Genomic DNA, 19,376 nt, shown 5'->3' on the forward strand with positions numbered 1-19,376 from the left:
TTTTTTACTGCTACAATCTCGCTTCTCGAATACACACAGGCGCGTAGCTCAGCTGGTTAGAGCACCACCTTGACATGGTGGGGGTCGTTGGTTCGAGTCCAATCGCGCCTACCAACTAACCATTGGTAAAAGCCTTCCAAATCATCGATTTGGAAGGCTTTTTTTATTTCCGAAAGGGTCCGGGCTTCCGGCCACCCAATGGCTGCAAGAGCGGCTTTTCATTGAATGGGTCCGAGGTCCCTTAGGCGTCAAAGGTCGGCTGCCGCAGCCTGATATCGCTGCTATGCACCTTTGCAGAGCGGCCAGAGACGGTGGCATGGACCGCCATGAAAAATGCCAGTCAGCATGGCTGACTGGCATTCGATGTCGCCCGTTGCATTCTGGAGAAAGGGTGCTGCATCGCAGGCCCCCTCCAGAAGCGCGGATTCGGCTCAGCGCTTGTCCAGCGGCTGCACGTCGCGGCGCTCTGCGCCCACGAACAGCTGGCGGGGGCGGCCGATCTTGTACTCGGGGTCGCCGATCATCTCGTTCAGCTGGGCGATCCAGCCCACGGTGCGGGCCAGTGCGAAGATTCCGGTGAACAGGTTCACCGGAATGCCGATCGCGCGTTGCACGATGCCGGAGTAGAAGTCCACGTTCGGGTAGAGCTTGCGCTGCACGAAATAGTCGTCTTCCAGGGCGATCTTTTCCAGTTCCTTGGCCAGGGCGAACAGCGGGTCCTTTTCGAGGCCCAGTTCGGCCAGCACTTCGTTGCAGGTTTCCTGCATGAGCTTGGCGCGCGGGTCGTAGTTCTTGTACACGCGGTGACCGAAGCCCATCAGCTTCACACCGGAGTTCTTGTCCTTGACCTGCTTGATGAACTCGCCGATCTTCTCCACGCCGCCCTGCGCCTGGATGTCGTGCAGCATGTTCAATGCGGCTTCGTTGGCGCCACCGTGGGCGGGGCCCCAGAGGCAGGCCACGCCAGCGGCGATGGCGGCGAACGGGTTGGTGCCCGAGGAGCCGCACAGGCGCACCGTGGAAGTGGAGGCGTTCTGCTCATGGTCTGCGTGCAGGATGAAGATGCGGTCCAGCGCGCGTTCGAGCACCGGATTGACCTTGTACTCTTCGCACGGCGTGCCGAACATCATGCGCAGGAAGTTGCCGGCATAGCTCAGGTCGTTCTGTGGGTACATGTAGGGCTGGCCCACACCGTACTTGTATGCCATCGACACCAGCGTCGGCATCTTGGCGATCAGGCGGATGGCCGAGATCTCGCGGTGCTGCGGATTGTTGATGTCCGTGCTGTCATGGTAGAAGGCCGAAAGCGCACCCACCAGGCCCGTCAGCACGGCCATCGGGTGGGCGTCGCGGCGGAAGCCACGCAGGAAGAACTGCATCTGCTCGTTGACCATCGTGTGCTTGGTCACGCTGTCGCTGAACTCGGTCTTCTGCGCGGGGTTGGGCAGTTCGCCCTTGAGCAGCAGGTAGCAGGTTTCGAGGAAGTCGCACTGCGTGGCCAGTTGCTCGATGGGGTAGCCGCGGTACAGCAGCTCGCCCTTGTCGCCGTCGATGTACGTGATCGAGGACTGGCATGCCGCGGTGGAAAGGAAACCGGGGTCATAGGTGAACATGCCCGTCTGCGCGTACAGCTTGCGGATGTCGACCACGTCGGGGCCGATACTGCCTTGGTACACGGGAAGTTCCACGCTGGGGCTGCCGTTGCTGAACGATAGCGTTGCCTTGTTGTCTGCCAGTTTCATTTCCAGTTTCCTTCTGTTGTTAGCCCGCAAGCGGTGGAGGGGGTGCTGACGCTCTGCGGCGCAGCTGTTCAAGCACTTCCTTGACGTCCCTGGTATCGATCTCGCCCATGGGTTCCTTGCGCCGCAGCAGCAGGTCCAGCAGGTCGTTGTCGGAAAGGTCCATCAAGGTCGTGAGACCTTGTGCCTGGCGCTGGGTCAGGCGCGAGCCGTAGGTGGCGAAGAACTGCTCAATGAACAGATCGTTCTCCACCAGGCCGCGGCGGCTGCGCCACTTCAGCTTGGCGGCCTCGCGTTCGTCGAGCAATTCGTCGTCGGCCATGGCGGTCAGATGGCGCGACGCACCATCAGTTCCTTGATCTTGCCGATGGCCTTGGTGGGGTTGAGACCCTTGGGGCACACGTCCACGCAGTTCATGATGGTGTGGCAGCGGAACAGGCGATAGGGGTCTTCGAGGTTGTCCAGGCGAGCGCCCGTGGCCTCGTCGCGGCTGTCCGCAATGAAACGGTACGCCTGCAGCAGGCCGGCGGGGCCCACGAACTTGTCGGGGTTCCACCAGAAGCTGGGGCAGCTCGTCGAGCAGCTCGCGCACAAAATGCACTCGTACAGGCCGTTGAGCTCATCGCGCTCTTCCGGGCTCTGCAGGCGTTCCTTCTCGGGCGTGATGCCTTCGGTGATGAGGTACGGCTTGATCGAGTTGTACTGCTTGAAGAACTGCGTCATGTCCACGATCAGGTCGCGGATCACGGGCAGGCCGGGCAGGGGCTTGAGCACGATGGTGCCCTTGAGCGTGTTCATGTTGGTGAGGCACGCCAGGCCGTTCTTGCCGTTGATGTTCATCGCGTCGGAGCCGCAGACGCCTTCGCGGCACGAACGGCGGAACGAGATGGACGGGTCCTGCGCCTTGAGCTTCACCAGGGCGTCCAGCAGCATGCGCTCGTGGCCGTCGAGTTCGATCTCCACGGTCTGCATGTAGGGCTTGGCGTCCTTGTCCGGATCGTAGCGGTAGATTTGAAAGGTGCGCTTCATGGTGTTCTTTCTCGTGGGCTTATAGGGTCAGAACGTACGGACCTTGGGAGGCACGCTGTCGACCGTCAAAGGCTTCAGGTTCACGGGCTTGTAGGTCAGGTTGTTGCCTGCGCTGTGCCACAAGGTGTGCTTCATCCACTCTTTGTCGTTGCGGCCCAGCGGGAATTCCGCGTGGTCGGCCGGATGCTCGTAGTCATACACGGTGTGGGCGCCGCGGCATTCCTTGCGGGCGGCGGCAGAGGTCATCGTGGCCTGGGCCACTTCGATGAGGTTGTCCACTTCCAGCGCTTCCATGCGCGCGGTGTTCCAGACCTTGGACTTGTCCTTGAGCGTGACGGAACCCACGCGCTCGCGGATGGCGTTGATCTTGACCACGCCTTCATCCATGCCTTCTTGCGTGCGGAACACGCCGGCGTGCTGCTGCATCGACGCGCGGATGTCGTTGGCGACGTCCTGGGCGTAGGTGCCTTCGTTCGAATCCTGCAGCTGGTTCAGGCGCGCCAGGGTGCGGTCGGCGGCGTCGGCCGGCAGGGGCTTGTGCTCGCCGCTGCCCTTGATCATGTCCACGATGTGGCGGCCTGCGGACTTGCCGAAGACCAGCAGGTCGAGCAGCGAGTTCGTGCCCAGGCGGTTGGCACCGTGCACCGACACGCACGAGCATTCGCCCACGGCGTACAGGCCGTTGACGACCTGGTTGTGCACGTCGCCGTTCTGGATCACGACCTGGCCGTTGATGTTGGTCGGAATGCCGCCCATCTGGTAGTGGATGGTGGGCACCACGGGGATCGGTTCCTTCGTGATGTCGACGTTGGCGAAGTTGACGCCGATCTCATACACCGAAGGCAGGCGCTTGTGGATCGTCTCGGCACCGAGGTGGTCGAGCTTGAGCAGCACGTAGTCCTTGTTGGGACCGCAGCCACGGCCTTCCTTGATTTCCTGGTCCATGGAACGCGAGACGAAGTCGCGCGGCGCCAGGTCCTTCAGCGTGGGCGCGTAGCGCTCCATGAAGCGTTCGCCGTTGCTATTGAGCAAGATGGCGCCTTCGCCGCGGCAGCCTTCGGTCAGCAGCACGCCGGCACCGGCCACGCCGGTGGGGTGGAACTGCCAGAACTCCATGTCCTGCAGCGGGATGCCGGCGCGTGCCGCCATGCCCAGGCCGTCGCCGGTGTTGATGAACGCGTTGGTCGATGCCGCGAAGATGCGGCCCGCGCCGCCGGTGGCCAGCAGCACGGCCTTGGCCTGCAGGGCATACAGCTCGCCGGTTTCGAGTTCCAGGGCGGTCACGCCGACCACGTCGCCAGAGGCGTCGCGGATCAGGTCGAGCGCCATCCACTCCACGAAGAAGTTGGTCTTGGCCTTGACGTTCTGCTGGTACAGCGTGTGCAGCATGGCGTGGCCGGTGCGGTCGGCCGCGGCGCAGGCGCGCTGCACCGGCTTTTCACCGTAATTGGCCGTGTGGCCACCGAAGGGGCGCTGGTAGATGGTGCCGTCGGGGTTGCGGTCGAACGGCATGCCGAAGTGTTCGAGCTCGTACACGACCTTGGGGGCTTCGCGGCACATGAACTCGATGGCGTCCTGATCGCCCAGCCAGTCGGAGCCCTTGATGGTGTCGTAGAAGTGGTAGTGCCAGTTGTCCTCGCTCATGTTGCCGAGCGACGCGCTCACGCCGCCCTGCGCCGCCACGGTGTGCGAGCGGGTGGGGAACACTTTGGACAGCGAGGCCACGTTCAGGCCGGCGCGGGAGAGTTCGAGGGCGGCGCGCATGCCGGAGCCGCCGGCGCCGACGATGACGACATCGAACTTGCGCGTGGTGATGTTCGCTTTGGTGTAGCTCATTGTTATTTGCCTTCAGTCGCGGGGGATTGGATCAGAGACGCCAGAGGATCTGGATACCCCAGCCGGCGCAGCCGACGAGCCAGAAGATCGCGATGGCTTGCAGGGCGAGGCGCAAGCCCACGGGCTTCACGTAGTCCATCAGCACATCGCGCGTGCCCACCCAGACGTGCCAGGCGAGGGCCACGATGACGGAGAAGGTCAGTACCTTCATCCATTGCGCCGAGAAGATCGATGCCCAGCGGTCGTAGCCGATGGGACCCTTGGTCAGCAGCACCTGGGCGAGCAGCACCACGGTGAAGAGCGCCATCAGGGCGGCGGTCACGCGCTGGCTCAGCCAGTCGCGCACTCCGTAGTGGGCACCGACGACGATGCGCTTGGAGCCGTAGTTCACGGACATAGAAGATCCTTTTTTTGTGGGGTTCGTGGGATGGCCGGCGCGGCTCAGTACAGGCCGAACAGCTTGGCGCCGAGCACGACGGTGAGGGCGATGCTGATGACGAGGGTGGCGGTGGCGGATTTGCTGCCGAAGTCCTTGTTCACCGCGTCATGGCTTACGTCCATCCACAGGTGGCGCAGGCCGGCGGTGAAGTGGTGCAGGTACGACCAGATGAGGGCCAGCACGACGAGCTTGAGGAACCAGCCCGGCACGAAGCCCAGGCCCACCGTGAAAGCGGCCTTGAATTTGCCGAAGGAGATTTCGGAGGACACCGAGGTGTCGAACATCCACAGGATGAAGGGGAGCAGCACCAGCATGATCACACCGCTGACGCGGTGCAGGATCGACACCCATCCTGCGGCAGGAAGGCGGTAGGTGGGCAGGTCCGTGAGGGCATTGATGTTGCGGAATTCAGGCCGCTTTTTGGCGATCTCGGTCATGGCGGTGCTTTCGTGGATGTAACTGCTTTGTAATTTCGCGCGAACGAAACAACCCAAAATTCTATTGCAATGCAACAACCGCAGTGTTTCGGTACGGCGTAATTTCACCGCGCGGTATCGGCATGGTCGGGCAGCTTCAGCTCAGTTCGTTGTGGTAGTGGTGCGTATCGGTGCGATACAGGCCCTTGCGTAACTCCATCGGAACTTCGTTGTAGGTGTAGGCGATGCGCTCCACGCTGAGCAGCGGCGTACCGGGTGCCACCTGCAGCAGCCGCGCCTGCTCTCCGTCGGGCTGCACGGCTCGCAGCTTCTCGTCGGCGCGCACCATTCTCACGCCGAAATCGATTTCGAACATGGCGTAGGTGGGGCCCTGGTAGCTGGACATCTGCTCGGCGGTCAGTCCTTTGAAGGCCTGCCCGGGCAGCCAGATGTCTTCCAGGATGGTGGGAACGTCGCCGAACGACAGGATGCGCCGGGCATGCACCACGGCGTCGCCGCTGCGCAGCGCCAGGGCGCGCCCGATCTCGGCGCTGGCACGGATGCGGCGGCATTCGATGATGTGGCGCTGGGCCGGCCCCTCGACCCCGGCGTCGCCAGAGTCGGGCATGAGCTTGAGGAACCGGTATTGCACATGCCGCTCGGCATGCGTGGCGACGAACGTGCCCTTGCCCTGGCGGCGAACGACGAGGTTCTCCGCCGCCAGTTCGTCGATGGCCTTGCGCACCGTGCCCTGGCTCACCCGGAAGCGGGCGGCCAGTTCCATCTCGCTCGGGATCGATTCGCCCGGCTTCCATTCGCCATGCTGCAGGCTATGCAGGATGAGTCCCTTGATCTGCTGGTACAGCGGGCTGAAGGCCGGCGTGGGTGCGCCCGCGCTTCCTGCGGGGAGCGCAGGGCTGTCGGAGGCGGCAACCGGAAGGGTGGACATGGCGGCGGATCGAGGGGCGGCTGGCGCGCAAGGCAAAGGTGGGGCTGTTTTCGCGCGTCGGCGAGGCCGGATCATATCTTATATAAGACATAAGACAAATTGACCGGCTCCGGATTTCAGCGGTACACTCGGGAGCTGTTCTGCAGGGCACGGGCTGCTTGGTTTGACTGGCGCTGGTGCATCGACTGCACCGACACCCGTTTTTCCACTTTCTGGAGTTTTTCATGAGCAAGAAGCCCGTCCGCGTTGCTGTTACCGGCGCCGCCGGTCAAATCGGTTACGCCCTGCTGTTCCGCATTGCCTCCGGCGAAATGCTGGGCAAGGACCAGCCCGTCATCCTGCAATTGCTCGAAGTGCCCGTCGAAGGCCCGCAAAAGGCGCTCAAGGGCGTGATGATGGAACTCGACGACTGCGCCTTCCCGCTGCTGGTCGGCATGGAAGCCCACAGCGACCCCATGACGGCATTCAAGGACGCGGACTACGCCCTGCTGGTGGGCTCGCGTCCCCGCGGCCCAGGCATGGAACGTGCCGAACTGCTGGCCGTCAACGGCGCCATCTTCACGGCCCAGGGCAAGGCGCTGAACGCCGTGGCCAGCCGCAACGTGAAGGTGCTGGTCGTGGGCAACCCCGCCAACACCAACGCCTACATCGCCATGAAGAGCGCGCCGGACCTGCCGCGCAAGAACTTCACCGCCATGCTGCGCCTGGACCACAACCGTGCTGCCAGCCAGATCGCCGCCAAGACCGGCAAGCCCGTGGCCGCCATCGAAAAGCTGGCCGTGTGGGGCAACCACTCGCCCACGATGTATGCCGACTACCGCTTCGCCACCATCGATGGCGAAAGCGTCGCCAAGACGATCAACGACCAGGAATGGAACGCCAACACATTCCTGCCCACCGTGGGCAAGCGCGGCGCCGCCATCATCGAGGCGCGCGGTTCCTCCTCGGCCGCTTCGGCAGCCAACGCCGCCATCGACCACATGCGCGACTGGGCCCTGGGCACCAACGGCAAGTGGGTCACCATGGGCGTTCCTTCGGATGGCCAGTACGGCATTCCGAAGGATGTGATGTTCGGTTTCCCCGTCACCTGCGAAAATGGCGAGTACAAGGTCGTCGAAGGTCTGGAAATCGACGCTTTCAGCCAGGAACGCATCGACAAGACGCTGGCCGAGCTGCAAGGCGAGCAAGACGGCGTGAAGCACCTGCTGTAATTTTTTCGGGTTCCGTTTTTTCATGCTCGACTGGAATCCCGCGCTCTACCGCCGCTACGAGGACGAGCGCACGCGCCCGGCCCAGGAGCTGCTCGCGCGGGTGCCCCATACCGCGCCGGTCCACGTGGTGGACCTGGGATGCGGGCCGGGCAATTCGACCGAGCTGCTGGTGCGGCGCTTCCCGCAGGCGCAGGTGACCGGCATCGACAATTCCGAAGCCATGCTGGCCAGTGCGCGCGAGCGCCTGCCCGGCGTGTCCTTCGTGCTGGGCGACATCGCCCGCTGGGTGCCCGACACGGCGCCCGACCTCATTTACGCCAATGCCTCCCTGCAATGGGTGGGGGGGCATGGCGACCTCTTTCCGCGCCTGTTCGACAGCCTCGCCCCCGGCGGCGTGCTCGCGATCCAGATGCCCGACAACCGCCAGGAGCCCACGCACCGCCTGATGCGCGAAGTGGCGGCCGAGGCCCCGTGGTGCGAGCCCATCGGCGATGCCGACGCGCTGCGCACCGAGCTCCTGGACATCGGCGGCTACTACGACCTGCTGGCCCCGCGCGCCGAGCGCATCGACGTGTGGCACACCGTCTACCAGCATGTGATGGCGTCGCCCGCGGCCATCGTCGAATGGGTGCGTGCCACGGGCCTCAAGCCCTTCATCGACCCGCTGGGCGATGCGTTGCGCGAGAGCTTCCTGGCCGAGTACGAGCGCCGCATCGCCGCGGCCTATGCCGTGCGCAGCGATGGCCGCCGTTTGCTGGCGTTCCCGCGCATGTTCATCGTGGCGCAGCGCCCGTCATGAGCGCGACCGGTGCCCACCCCGCGGCGGTGCTCATGGGGGCCCAGGCCAGTGCCATGCGCTTGCCGGTCTGCGACCATTACAGCGGCGTGGAAGCGCGCATGCGCAAGAGCCTGGAGCTGCAAGCCGCCATGGCGGCCGAGCTGGGCCGCTGCGTGTTCGATGTGACCCTCGATTGCGAAGACGGCGCCCCCGTGGGCCGCGAGCGCGAGCATGCAGCCCTCGTGGCGCAGCTGGCGCGAAACGCGCCGCCCGGTGCCCGGGTGGCCGCGCGCGTGCATGCCGTGGATCACCCGGCCTTCGCCGAAGACATGGCCACTATCGCCGGCGAAGCCGCCACGCGGTTGTGCCACATCATGGTGCCCAAGGTCGAGTCGTTGGATGACGTTCTGCACGCCGAAAAGGCTCTGCTCGCCGCATCGGCAGGGCAGGTGCCGTTGCACGTGCTGCTGGAGTCGCCCGCGGCCGTGCAGCGGGCCTTCGAGATCGCCGCCCATCCGCGCGTGCAGTCGATCAGTTTCGGCTTGATGGATTTCGTCTCGGCGCACGCCGGTGCGATTCCCGCGAGTGCCATGGGATCGCAGGGCCAGTTCGAGCACCCGCTGGTGGTGCGCGCCAAGCTCGAGATCGCCGCGGCATGCCACGCCCACGGCAAGGTGCCGTCCCACTGCGTGGTGACCGAGTTCAACGATGCCGATGCCCTGCGCACGGCGGCCGGGCGCGCCGCGCGCCAGCTGGGCTACACGCGCATGTGGAGCATCCACCCGGCGCAGATCCGCCCCATCCTGGAAGCTTTCGCTCCCGCGCAGGAAGAGATCGCGCAGGCCGCCCAGCTTCTTTCCACCGCCGCGCACGCCGACTGGGCCCCCGTCAGCGTCGATGGCGTATTGCACGACCGCGCCAGCTACCGCTATTTCTGGCAGGTGCTGGAGCGTGCGCACCAGACCGGCCGCGCGCTGCCCGCCGCGGCGCAGGCCTGGTTTGCCCAGCCGGCTGCGGGTCCAGAGGCCTGAGCCGTCCCACCATCAAGTTCCCCACACCTCCTTTTTCGTCGGAGTTCCCATGAAAACCTTCATCGCTTCTGCCCTGATGCTGCTGGCCCCTGCGCTGGTGATGGCGCAAGACGCCGCTCCCGCCAAGCCCGCACCGGCCAAGAGCACGACCAAGGCCGCACCTGCCAAGGCTGCCGCCAAGGAGAAGTCCGCCGAGGCCAAGCCCGCGGCCAAACCGGCCGCCAAGAGCGCGGCAGCCAAGCCGGTCGCGACCAAGAAGGCCACGAGCAGCCGCACGCAGCTCAAGAGCGCCACCAACCAGGTGGCCACCGGCATCATCGCGGCCGAGGCCGCCTTGACGCCGCAGGAACTGGCCATTGCCGAACGCGTGCACACCGGCCACATTCCCTGCGAACTGGGCGCTTCCGTGCATGTGGAAGCCGATGCCAAGTCGCCGGGCCATTTCCGCATCGACGGCAAGGGCTTCAACTACTACATGTCGCCCATCGCGACCAGCACGGGCGCGGTGCGCCTGGAGGACCAAAAGGCCGGCGCCGTGTGGATCCAGATCGCCAACAAGTCCATGCTCATGAACCAGAAGCTCGGCCAGCGCCTGGCCGACGAGTGCATGAGCCCGCAGCAGGTCGCCGTGACCGAATCCATCAAGAAGAACCCGCAGCCCAGCCTGCTGGAAGCCCTGCCTGCCTCCGCCAACGCACCTGCCACCGTGGCGGCACCGGCGGCTGCATCCGCACCGGCCCAGTGATTCTTCTTGCCCGGGCGCACCCGCTGCGCCCGGACCGCAGGGCCTGCCATGGCCAGCCCCCCACACCAAAAACCCACCGGAGAAAAATATGTTGAAAGCCTACCGTGACCATGTGGCCGAGCGCGCCGCATTGGGCATTCCGCCCCTGCCTCTCACGGCCAAGCAGACCGCCTCGCTGATCGAGCTGCTGAAGGCGCCGCCCGCCGGCGAAGAAGCCACCCTGGTGGACCTGATCACCTACCGCGTGCCGGCCGGTGTGGACGATGCCGCCAAGGTCAAGGCCAGCTACCTGGCGGCCGTGGCCCACGGCACGGAAAAGTGCGCACTCATCGGCCGCGAGAAGGCCACCGAGCTGCTGGGCACCATGCTGGGCGGCTACAACCTCACGCCGCTGATCGACCTGCTGGACGATGCGGCCGTGGCGTCCGTCGCGGCCGAAGGCCTCAAGAAGACGCTGCTGATGTTCGACCAGTTCCATGACGTCAAGGAAAAGGCCGACAAGGGCAACGAATTCGCCAAGGCCGTGCTGCAAAGTTGGGCCGATGCCGAGTGGTTCACCAGCCGTCCCGAAGTGCCGCAGAGCATCAAGCTCACCGTGCTCAAGGTCACGGGCGAAACCAACACCGACGACCTGTCGCCCGCCCCCGATGCCTGGAGCCGTCCCGACATCCCGCTGCATGCGCTGGCCATGCTCAAGAACAAGCGCGACGGCATCACGCCCGAGGAAGACGGCAAGCGCGGCCCGGTGAAGTTCATCGAAGACCTGCGCGCCAAGGGCAACCTCGTGGCCTACGTGGGCGACGTGGTGGGCACGGGCTCCAGCCGCAAGTCGGCCACCAACAGCGTGCTGTGGTTCACCGGCGAAGACATCCCCTACGTGCCGAACAAGCGCTTCGGCGGCGTGTGCCTGGGCTCCAAGATCGCCCCGATCTTCTACAACACCATGGAAGACGCGGGCGCGCTGCCCATCGAGCTGGACGTGAGCCAGATGAACATGGGCGACGAGATCGAACTGCTGCCCTACGCCGGCAAGGCGCTCAAGAACGGCCAGGTCATCGCCGAGTTCGAGGTCAAGAGCGAAGTGCTGTTCGACGAAGTGCGCGCCGGCGGCCGCATTCCGCTGATCGTGGGCCGTGGCCTCACCGCCAAGGCGCGCGAGGCCCTGGGCCTGGCGCCCTCGACGCTGTTCCGCCTGCCGCAGAACCCCGCCGCCACCGGCAAGGGCTTCACGCTGGCGCAAAAGATGGTCGGCCGCGCCTGCGGCCTGCCCGAGGGCGAAGGCGTGGTGCCCGGGACCTACTGCGAACCGCGCATGACCTCGGTCGGCTCGCAGGACACCACCGGCCCGATGACGCGCGACGAACTGAAGGACCTGGCCTGCCTGGGCTTCAGCGCCGATCTGGTGATGCAGTCCTTCTGCCACACCGCGGCGTACCCCAAGCCCGTGGACGTGAAGATGCACCACGAGCTGCCCGACTTCATCAGCACGCGCGGCGGCATCTCGCTCAAGCCCGGTGACGGCATCATCCACAGCTGGCTCAACCGCATGCTGCTGCCCGACACGGTGGGCACGGGCGGCGATTCGCACACGCGCTTTCCGATCGGCATCAGCTTCCCCGCCGGCTCGGGCCTGGTGGCGTTCGCCGCCGCCACGGGCGTGATGCCGCTCGACATGCCGGAATCGGTGCTGGTGCGCTTCAAGGGCGCGATGCAGCCCGGCGTGACCCTGCGCGACCTAGTGCACGCCATTCCGCTGTACGCCATCAAGGCCGGCCTGCTGACCGTCGAGAAGAAGGGCAAGAAGAACATCTTCTCGGGCCGCATCCTCGAAATCGAAGGCCTGCCTGACATGAAGGTGGAGCAGGCGTTCGAGCTGTCCGACGCCTCGGCCGAGCGCTCGGCCGCCGGCTGCACGGTGCGCCTGAACAAGGAGCCGATCATCGAGTACATCAACTCGAACATCGTGCTGCTCAAGAACATGATCGCCCAGGGCTATGCCGATGCGCGCACCATCACGCGCCGCATCAAGGCCATGGAAGCGTGGCTGGCCAATCCGCAGCTGCTGCAGCCCGACGAGGACGCCGAGTACGCCGCCGTGATCGAGATCGACCTGGCCGAGATCACCGAGCCCATCGTCTGCTGCCCCAACGACCCGGACGACGCCAAGACGCTGTCCGACGTGGCCGGCGCGACGATCGACGAGGTGTTCATCGGCTCGTGCATGACCAACATCGGCCACTTCCGCGCGGCTTCCAAGCTGCTGGAAGGCAAGAAGGACATCCCGGTCAAGCTGTGGATGGCGCCGCCCACCAAGATGGACGCGCACCAGCTGACCGAGGAAGGCCACTACGGCGTGTTCGGCGCGGCCGGTGCCCGCATGGAAATGCCGGGCTGCTCGCTGTGCATGGGCAACCAGGCACAGGTCAAGGAAGGCGCCACGGTGATGTCCACCAGCACCCGCAACTTCCCCAACCGCCTGGGCAAGAACACGAACGTGTACCTGGGTTCCGCCGAACTGTCGGCCATCTGCTCCAAGCTGGGCCGCATTCCGTCCAAGGAAGAGTACCTGGCGGATGTGGGCGTGCTCAACCAGAACGGCGACAAGATCTACAAGTACATGAACTTCGATCAGATCGAGGAGTACAAGGAAGTCGCGGACGGCGTCGCCGCCTGACCGGCGCCCGCCACCCTGAAGAAAAAGCCCGCTTCGGCGGGCTTTTTTTGCTATTGAAATGATAGCGATATGCCAGGACTTTGATTGCCCTGGAGGCCGTTTTGATGCTGAACGGTCTGGTGGCTTCCGAATGGCTTTCGCCCGGCGCTACGATCGGGCGCAAACCGATCGATGGCGCCGCGGAGCGCCGCATTCCAACCCCGCAGCCGAAAGCCCTCCCGCCATGCCATCCCATCGCCTGACCCTGTTCGCCGATTACCACCAGTTCTATCTACAGGACGAGGCGGCGCCAGGCGACCTGGCGAGCGCCTGGGACGAGGCCGCGACGCTTCGCATGCTGGCCGTGTCGGAAGGCGTCGTCGGATTCGGCACCGCGCGAAACATGCCGGTGCCGGTGACGTTGGAGTGGCTGCCGACCGAGCCCGAAGCGGATCTGGCCGCGTTCGACCACGTGGTGGAGGGCTCGGTGGTGATTGCACAGGGGCCGCTCGTCGTGGCGGGCTGCACCGACTATTTTCCCGACGCCGCCCGGTTCGACGTGCCGCCGGGCACCTACCGGGTCAGGCTCTCCTGTGCCGGCCTGGATTCGCTGTCCGCCGATGGGCTGGAAGGCGACGACCATTATCTCGTCCAGCTCTGGCCCGGGGCGCCGCGGGAGCCGGCGGTGCTCAAGCAGCATCCCGGCTGACCGGGGTGCGCTGGCAGCGGGTGCGATCGGGCCGTCAGTTCACGCGCCGCTTGTCCAGCTTGCGTGCCAGGGTGCGCCGGTGCATGCCGAGGCGCCGCGCGGTCTCGGAGATGTTGAAGCCGGTTTCGGCCAGCACCTCGTGGATGCGCTCCCATTCCAGCGTCTTGATCGAGCTGGAGCGGTTGGTGAGTTCCACTTCGATGTTGCCCTCGGTCAGGCCGAAGGCGGCCTCAATGTCGTCGGTGTTGGAGGGCTTGGCAAGGTAGTGGCAGGCGCCGAGCTTCACGGCCTCCACGGCCGTGGCGATGCTGGCGAAGCCCGTCAGCACGACGATCAGCATGTCTTCGTTGGCGGAGTGCAGCTTCTGCACGCAGGCCAGGCCCGAGGCCTCGCCCTTGAGCTTCAGGTCCACCACGGCGTAGCCCGGCGTGTGCCCGTCCAGCAGCGCCTCCACCTCGGGCAGGTTGGCCGCATGCAGCACGTGGTAGCCGCGCCGTTCGAACGAGCGCGCCAGCGTGCGTGCGAAGGCTTCGTCGTCCTCCACGATCAGCAACAGGCGGTCAGCGTCCATGGTCCGGGGTCTCCTGCAGCGCGACGGCTGCCAGCGGAAGGGTGATGGTGACGGCGGCGCCGCCGGCCGCGCGGTTGCGCGCGGTGATGGTGCCTCCCAGGGTGCGCGCCACATTGGTGGCCAGGTACAGCCCCAACCCGCCGCCCGGCCGGCCCTTGCTGGACTGGTAGGGCTTGCCGAACTGCTCCAGCATGGCCGGGGCGAAACCGGGGCCGGCATCGGTGACGGTGATGAGCAGGGCACCGGCCTCCTGCTCAGCCGCCAGGCCCACCCAATGCGGCGACGCATCCCGTGCATTGTCCAACACGTTGAAGACCATCTGCTGCAGGGTGACATCCGAGACCATGGGGCGGTCTTCGCCGAACTGGTTGTCGTAGGCGAACGTGCCCACGGGCCGCGTGCTGCGCCACTCCTCGGCCAGTTGGTCGAGGAAGGTGCACACGGTGGTCTGCATCGATTCCTCGCCCCGGGTTTCTCCGGCCGACAGCAGGATGCCGCTCACGATGGTCTTGCAGCGCCGCACCTGGGCCTGCATCTCGGCGATCTCGGCCTGCAGCTCGGCATCCTGCGCCAGGGCCGGCATGCGGCGCCAGTCGCCCAGGATCACGGCCAGGGTGGACAGCGGCGTGCCCAGCTCGTGGGCCGCACCCGAGGCCAGCAGCCCGGTGCGCACGATGTGGTCTTCTTCAGCGGCGCGCTGGCGCATGGTGGCCAGCCGGGCGTCGCGCTGGCGCAGGTTGCGGCCGATGCGCGTGATGAAGATCACCAGCAGCACGGCGTTCAGCATGAAGCACACCAGCATGCCCAGCACGTAGGGGCTGTACAGCCCCCGGTCGTGGTCCAGCGGCAGGGCGAGCGGGCGGCTGAACAGGGCCAGCCCGCACAGGCAGGCCACCGTCATGGCGACGATGGTCCAGGTGTAGCCCGCGCGCAGCAGCACGGCGGCCAGCGTGACCTGAAGCAGGTACAGGAAGACGAACGGGTTGGTGGTGCCGCCGCTCAGGTAGAGCTGGGCGGTGAGCATGGCCACGTCCACCACCATGGCGAAGAAGAGCTCCACGTTGCGCACGCGGCGGCCGATGCGCCAGCGCAGCAGGCTGGCCGTGTTGAACACCACCAGGGCGCCCAGCACCATCAGCATGGCCTGCAGCGGCAGGATGATGCCCAGGCTGTAGTGCACCACCTCGATGGTGAAAAGCTGCCCGATCACGGCGATCCAGCGCAGCTGGATCAGCTGCTGCAGGTTCTTGAGCCCGGTGGAGTCCGCCACCGCCGCCCGCGTGCGCGGCGCGGGCCGTTCGGTCGGGGCGTCAGGGGAGTGCGGCATCGGTGGCGGGCGAAGCGTGGTGCTGGCGGCGCCTGCGGTCGTCGCGCCATACGTACCAGGCACCCGCTGTCACCATCAGGGCCAGCGTGTACCAGGTGATGGCATAGACCAGGTGGCTGTTGGGGAAACGCACCACCGTCAGGCCGCCGACGGGCCATTGGAGGGCGTCCGCTGACGTGCCCGTACCCGTGCCCGTGGCGGTGGGGGCAGCGGAGCGGGGTGCGGCGTCCTCGTCCACGAAATAGGGCGCGATGCCTGCCACACCGCGTGCGGCGGCGATGGCGGCCACATCGCGGGAGAACCAGCGGTCGGCGGCGGGGTCGTTGTGCCGCAAAAACCCGCCTCCGGGCTCGCTCAGCCGCAGGAGGCCGGTCACCTCGGTCTCGCCCTGGGGCGCGGGGGCGGTGCGTGCGGCGGGATCGCGGGCCTCCGGCGGCACGAAGCCCCGGTTGACCAGCACGGCCGTGCCATCGGCCTGCCGCAGCGGAGTCACCACCCAGAAGCCGGCGCCCAGCGTGGTGTTGGCCTGTACCAGCGCCTCCTTGGCGTGGTCGAAGGTGCCGCGAAGGCGCACATGGCGGTACTCGGCGTCGCGCGCCGCATCGGGGCTGCGCTGCCATTCGGCGGGGGAGGGGGGGGCGGTGGGAGCGGCATGGATGCGTTGCTCCACGCGCTCGATGAGATCCAGTTTCCAGGCGCGGCGTGCCACTTGCCAGCTGCCCAGCGCCACGAGCGTGGCGAACACCAGCAGCGCGCACACCCCCATCGCGGCCAGCCCGGCCCGGGAGCGGGGCGGGGCGGGCCTGTCCGCGCCCGTGGCGGGCGCGGGAGGGGATGCAGTCACGCTGCCGGAGATCGGGGTCAAGGCATGTTCTTCATGTCGTGGATCGACATGGGCATCATGTTGTGGTTGAGGTGGAACATCACCCACAGCGAGCCGGCCAGCGTGATGACCACGAGCACGACGGTGAAGACCAGCGCCAGCATGTTCCAGCCGCCTTCGGACTTGGTGTTCATGTGCAGGAAGTACACCATGTGCACCACGATCTGCACCGCGGCGAAGCCCAGGATGACCAGGGCCGTGGTGCTCGACTGCTCGAACACCTTGCCCATCACGAGCCAGAACGGAATGGCGGTCAGGATGACCGATGCGACGAAGCCGATCACGTAGTCGCGCATGGAGCCGTGGCTGGCGCCATCGTCTTCATGGTGGTGATCGTGGTGGTCGTCGTGGCCGTGGTGGCCGTGGTGGCCATCGTGGGTGTCGGTGAGGTTCTGGTGGTTGTGGGGGGTGCTCATGGCAGGACTCCCATCAGGTAGACGAAGGTGAAGACGCCGATCCAGACCACGTCCAGAAAGTGCCAGAACATGGACAGGCACAGCAGGCGGCGGCGGTTGGCGGGGGTCAGGCCGTGCTTCTTGAGCTGGAACAGCAGCACGACGAGCCAGATGATGCCGAAGGTGACGTGCAGGCCGTGCGTGCCCACCAGGCCGAAGAAGGCCGACAGGAACGCGCTGCGCTGCGGGCCGGCGCCTTCGTGGATCAGGTGGTTGAACTCGTACAGCTCCAGGCCGATGAAGGCCGCGCCCAGCAGGCCGGTGATGGCCAGCCACACGATGGTGTTGTTGACCTTCTTCTTCTGCATCTCCAGCATGGCGAAGCCATACGTGATGGACGACAGCAGCAGCATGGACGTGTTCAGCGCCACCAGTGGCAGGTCGAACAGGTCGGCGCCGGACGGGCCGGCGGCGTAGCTGCGGCCCAGCACGCCGTAGACGGCGAACAGGCAGGCGAAGATGAGGCAATCGCTCATCAGGTAGATCCAGAAGCCCAGCAGGGTGCCGTTCTGCGGATGGTGTTCTTCCGTGAGGTGGAAGACCGGTTTGGCCGGGGCGCCCGAGGCGCCGGGGTGGTGGAGTGCGGTGGTATCAGACATGGCTGGCCAGGAGACGGGTGCGATCGGCTTCGGTGCGGGCAACGGTTTCCGCATCGATGTAGTAGTCGCGTTGGTAGTTGAAGGTGTGGGCGATGCTCACGACCAGCAGGGCGGCGAAGGACACGCCGGCCAGCAGCCACATGTGCCAGATCAGCGCGAAGCCCAGCACCGTGCAGATGCCGGCGATGACCACGCCAGCGGCCGTGTTCTTGGGCATGTGCACCGGGATGAAGCCGCCCAGCGGACGCTCGTAGCCGCGCTGCTTCATGTCGTGCCAGGCATCGTTGTCATGCACTTGCGGCGTGAACGCGAAGTTGTAGGCGGGTGGCGGCGACGACGTGGACCACTCCAGCGTGCGGCCGCCCCATGGGTCGCCCGTCGTGTCGCGCAGGGCTTCGCGGTTGCGCCAGCTGACCACCAGCTGGATCAGGAAGCTGCCGATGCCCAGGGCGATCAGCACCGCGCCGAAGGCGGCGATCTGGAACCAGATCTGCAGCGACATGTCCTCGAAGTGGCTCATGCGGCGCGTGACGCCCATCAGGCCCAGCACGTACAGCGGCATGAAGGCCATCCAGAAGCCGATCAGCCAGAACCAGAACGAGCACTTGCCCCAGAACGGGTCGAGCTTGTAGCCGAAGGCCTTGGGATACCAGTAGTTGATGCCGGCGAACAGGCCGAACACCACGCCGCCGATGATCACGTTGTGAAAGTGGGCGATCAGGAACAGGCTGTTGTGCAGCACGAAGTCGGCCGGTGGCACCGCCAGCAGCACGCCGGTCATCCCGCCGATCACGAAGGTCACCATGAAGCCGATGGTCCACAGCATGGGCACCTCGAACTTGATGCGGCCCTTGTACATGGTGAACAGCCAGTTGAAGATCTTCGCCCCGGTCGGGATCGAGATGATCATGGTCGTGATGCCGAAGAACGAGTTCACGCTGGCGCCCGAGCCCATCGTGAAGAAGTGGTGCAGCCACACCAGGTACGACAGGATGGTGATCACCACCGTGGCATAGACCATGGAGGCGTAGCCGAACAGCTTCTTGCGGCTGAACGTGGAGACGACTTCGGAGAACACGCCGAACAGCGGCAGGATCAGGATGTAGACCTCAGGGTGGCCCCAGATCCAGATCAGGTTCACGTACATCATCGAGTTGCCGCCGAAGTCGTTCGTGAAGAAGTTGAAACCGGCGTAGCGGTCCAGCGACAGCAGCGCCAGCACGGCCGTCAGCACCGGGAAGGCGGCGACGATCAGCACGTTGGTGCACAGCGAGGTCCACGTGAACACGGGCATCTTCATGAGGCTCATGCCGGGCGCGCGCATCTTCACGATGGTCACCAGCAGGTTGACCCCGGACAGCAGCGTGCCCACCCCCGCGATCTGCAGCGACCAGATGTAGTAGTCCACCCCCACGTCCGGACTGTGCAGGATGCCCGAGAGCGGCGGATACGCCAGCCAGCCGGTCTTGGCGAACTCGCCCACGAACAGCGAGGCCATCACCAGCACGGCGCCGCTGGTGGTCATCCAGAAGCTGAAGTTGTTGAGGAACGGGAAGGCCACGTCGCGCGCGCCGATCTGCAGCGGCACCACGTAGTTCATCAGGCCCGTGACCAGCGGCATCGCCACGAAGAAGATCATGATCACGCCGTGGGCGGTGAAGATCTGGTCGTAGTGGTGCGGCGGCAGGAAGCCGGGGTTGTCGCCGAAGGCGATGGCCTGTTGCATCCGCATCATGATCGCGTCGGCGAAGCCGCGCAGCAGCATCACCAGCCCGAGGATGATGTACATGATGCCGATCTTCTTGTGGTCGATGCTGGTGAACCACTCGCGCCACAGGTAGCCCCATAGCTTGAAGTAGGTCAGCGCACCGAGCACGGCGATGCCGCCGAGCACGACGGCGGCGAACGTCGCGATCAGGATCGGTTCGTGCAGTGGGATGGCCTCCCAGGAGAGGCGGCCAAAGATAAGTCGGGTGAGGTCTGTAGGATCGGACATCGGAGGTCGC

Annotated in this window: 19 protein-coding genes and 1 tRNA gene; 7 read left to right on the plus strand and 13 right to left on the minus strand. The window is 65.7% G+C overall.

From position 1 onward, the window contains the following. Positions 1-37 precede the first annotated feature (37 nt). Positions 38-114, plus strand: a tRNA-Val gene (locus tag AVAK2825_RS13475). A 317-nt stretch (positions 115-431) separates the two neighbouring features. Here the strand turns inward: AVAK2825_RS13475 and AVAK2825_RS13480 are convergent. From AVAK2825_RS13480 to AVAK2825_RS13510, 7 genes are all read right to left on the minus strand, one after another. Then, positions 432-1,742, minus strand: coding sequence for a citrate synthase (locus tag AVAK2825_RS13480; protein WP_284399417.1), 1,311 nt, complete (start codon positions 1,740-1,742; stop codon positions 432-434). 19 nt (positions 1,743-1,761) lie between these two features. Next, on the minus strand, positions 1,762-2,061 hold the full coding sequence (locus tag AVAK2825_RS13485) for a succinate dehydrogenase assembly factor 2 (protein WP_284399420.1): 300 nt from the start codon (positions 2,059-2,061) through the stop codon (positions 1,762-1,764). A gap of 5 nt (positions 2,062-2,066) precedes the next feature. Further along, positions 2,067-2,768 (minus strand): succinate dehydrogenase iron-sulfur subunit, encoded by a 702-nt coding sequence (locus tag AVAK2825_RS13490; protein ID WP_272548188.1) that lies wholly within the window; start codon positions 2,766-2,768, stop codon positions 2,067-2,069. 27 nt (positions 2,769-2,795) lie between these two features. Then, positions 2,796-4,604 (minus strand): succinate dehydrogenase flavoprotein subunit, encoded by a 1,809-nt coding sequence (gene sdhA / locus AVAK2825_RS13495; RefSeq protein ID WP_272564086.1) that lies wholly within the window; start codon positions 4,602-4,604, stop codon positions 2,796-2,798. A 31-nt stretch (positions 4,605-4,635) separates the two neighbouring features. Next, a complete protein-coding gene (gene sdhD, locus AVAK2825_RS13500) occupies positions 4,636-5,001 on the minus strand; it encodes a succinate dehydrogenase, hydrophobic membrane anchor protein (RefSeq protein ID WP_272564085.1) in 366 nt (121 codons plus the stop codon). A gap of 44 nt (positions 5,002-5,045) precedes the next feature. Beyond that, positions 5,046-5,480, minus strand: coding sequence for a succinate dehydrogenase, cytochrome b556 subunit (gene sdhC, locus AVAK2825_RS13505; protein ID WP_284399427.1), 435 nt, complete (start codon positions 5,478-5,480; stop codon positions 5,046-5,048). Positions 5,481-5,616: 136 nt separating this feature from the next. Continuing rightward, positions 5,617-6,408: a GntR family transcriptional regulator gene (locus AVAK2825_RS13510; RefSeq protein WP_284399431.1), complete on the minus strand. Its 792-nt coding sequence runs from the start codon at positions 6,406-6,408 to the stop codon at positions 5,617-5,619. A 224-nt stretch (positions 6,409-6,632) separates the two neighbouring features. On the opposite strand from AVAK2825_RS13510, the gene AVAK2825_RS13515 reads away from it, so the two are divergent. The 6 genes from AVAK2825_RS13515 to AVAK2825_RS13540 all read left to right on the plus strand — a co-directional run bounded on the left by AVAK2825_RS13515 (position 6,633) and on the right by AVAK2825_RS13540 (position 13,535). Beyond that, entirely contained in the window at positions 6,633-7,619 is a 987-nt protein-coding gene (locus AVAK2825_RS13515) for a malate dehydrogenase (RefSeq protein ID WP_284399433.1), read from the plus strand. Positions 7,620-7,641: 22 nt separating this feature from the next. Next, the gene (gene tam / locus AVAK2825_RS13520) at positions 7,642-8,418 is read left to right on the plus strand and encodes a trans-aconitate 2-methyltransferase (RefSeq protein WP_284399436.1); all 777 of its coding nucleotides are present in this window, start codon (positions 7,642-7,644) and stop codon (positions 8,416-8,418) included. Beyond that, complete coding sequence (locus tag AVAK2825_RS13525; RefSeq protein ID WP_284399438.1) at positions 8,415-9,428, plus strand: HpcH/HpaI aldolase/citrate lyase family protein; 1,014 nt, start codon at positions 8,415-8,417, stop codon at positions 9,426-9,428. The genes tam and AVAK2825_RS13525 overlap by 4 nt, the downstream gene beginning before the upstream one ends. Before the next feature lie 49 nt (positions 9,429-9,477). Further along, complete coding sequence (locus tag AVAK2825_RS13530) at positions 9,478-10,173, plus strand: hypothetical protein (RefSeq protein WP_284399440.1); 696 nt, start codon at positions 9,478-9,480, stop codon at positions 10,171-10,173. 88 nt (positions 10,174-10,261) lie between these two features. After that, the gene (gene acnB / locus AVAK2825_RS13535; protein WP_272564078.1) at positions 10,262-12,847 is read left to right on the plus strand and encodes a bifunctional aconitate hydratase 2/2-methylisocitrate dehydratase; all 2,586 of its coding nucleotides are present in this window, start codon (positions 10,262-10,264) and stop codon (positions 12,845-12,847) included. A gap of 223 nt (positions 12,848-13,070) precedes the next feature. Beyond that, positions 13,071-13,535 (plus strand): hypothetical protein, encoded by a 465-nt coding sequence (locus tag AVAK2825_RS13540; RefSeq protein ID WP_284399445.1) that lies wholly within the window; start codon positions 13,071-13,073, stop codon positions 13,533-13,535. 34 nt (positions 13,536-13,569) lie between these two features. Here AVAK2825_RS13540 and AVAK2825_RS13545 read toward each other — a convergent pair whose 3' ends face one another. From AVAK2825_RS13545 to cyoB, 6 genes are read right to left on the minus strand one after another with little or no spacing between them, the layout of a single operon-like run. Next, positions 13,570-14,106 carry a response regulator transcription factor gene (locus AVAK2825_RS13545; protein ID WP_284399448.1) on the minus strand — a complete coding sequence of 179 codons (537 nt, stop codon included), beginning with the start codon at positions 14,104-14,106 and terminating at the stop codon, positions 13,570-13,572. Continuing rightward, complete coding sequence (locus AVAK2825_RS13550; protein ID WP_284399450.1) at positions 14,096-15,433, minus strand: ATP-binding protein; 1,338 nt, start codon at positions 15,431-15,433, stop codon at positions 14,096-14,098. Before AVAK2825_RS13550 ends, AVAK2825_RS13545 begins: the two co-directional genes overlap by 11 nt. After that, positions 15,417-16,277: an SURF1 family protein gene (locus AVAK2825_RS13555; protein WP_502870539.1), complete on the minus strand. Its 861-nt coding sequence runs from the start codon at positions 16,275-16,277 to the stop codon at positions 15,417-15,419. Before AVAK2825_RS13555 ends, AVAK2825_RS13550 begins: the two co-directional genes overlap by 17 nt. A 17-nt stretch (positions 16,278-16,294) precedes the next feature. After that, positions 16,295-16,732 carry a cytochrome o ubiquinol oxidase subunit IV gene (cyoD, locus tag AVAK2825_RS13560; RefSeq protein WP_284399453.1) on the minus strand — a complete coding sequence of 146 codons (438 nt, stop codon included), beginning with the start codon at positions 16,730-16,732 and terminating at the stop codon, positions 16,295-16,297. After that, positions 16,729-17,370 (minus strand): cytochrome o ubiquinol oxidase subunit III, encoded by a 642-nt coding sequence (gene cyoC, locus AVAK2825_RS13565; RefSeq protein ID WP_272564073.1) that lies wholly within the window; start codon positions 17,368-17,370, stop codon positions 16,729-16,731. The genes cyoD and cyoC overlap by 4 nt, the downstream gene beginning before the upstream one ends. After that, on the minus strand, positions 17,363-19,366 hold the full coding sequence (cyoB, locus tag AVAK2825_RS13570; protein WP_272564072.1) for a cytochrome o ubiquinol oxidase subunit I: 2,004 nt from the start codon (positions 19,364-19,366) through the stop codon (positions 17,363-17,365). The genes cyoC and cyoB overlap by 8 nt, the downstream gene beginning before the upstream one ends. Positions 19,367-19,376: the final 10 nt, after the last annotated feature.

Source organism: Acidovorax sp. SUPP2825, from assembly GCF_030158995.1.
GTDB lineage: Bacteria > Pseudomonadota > Gammaproteobacteria > Burkholderiales > Burkholderiaceae_C > Paracidovorax.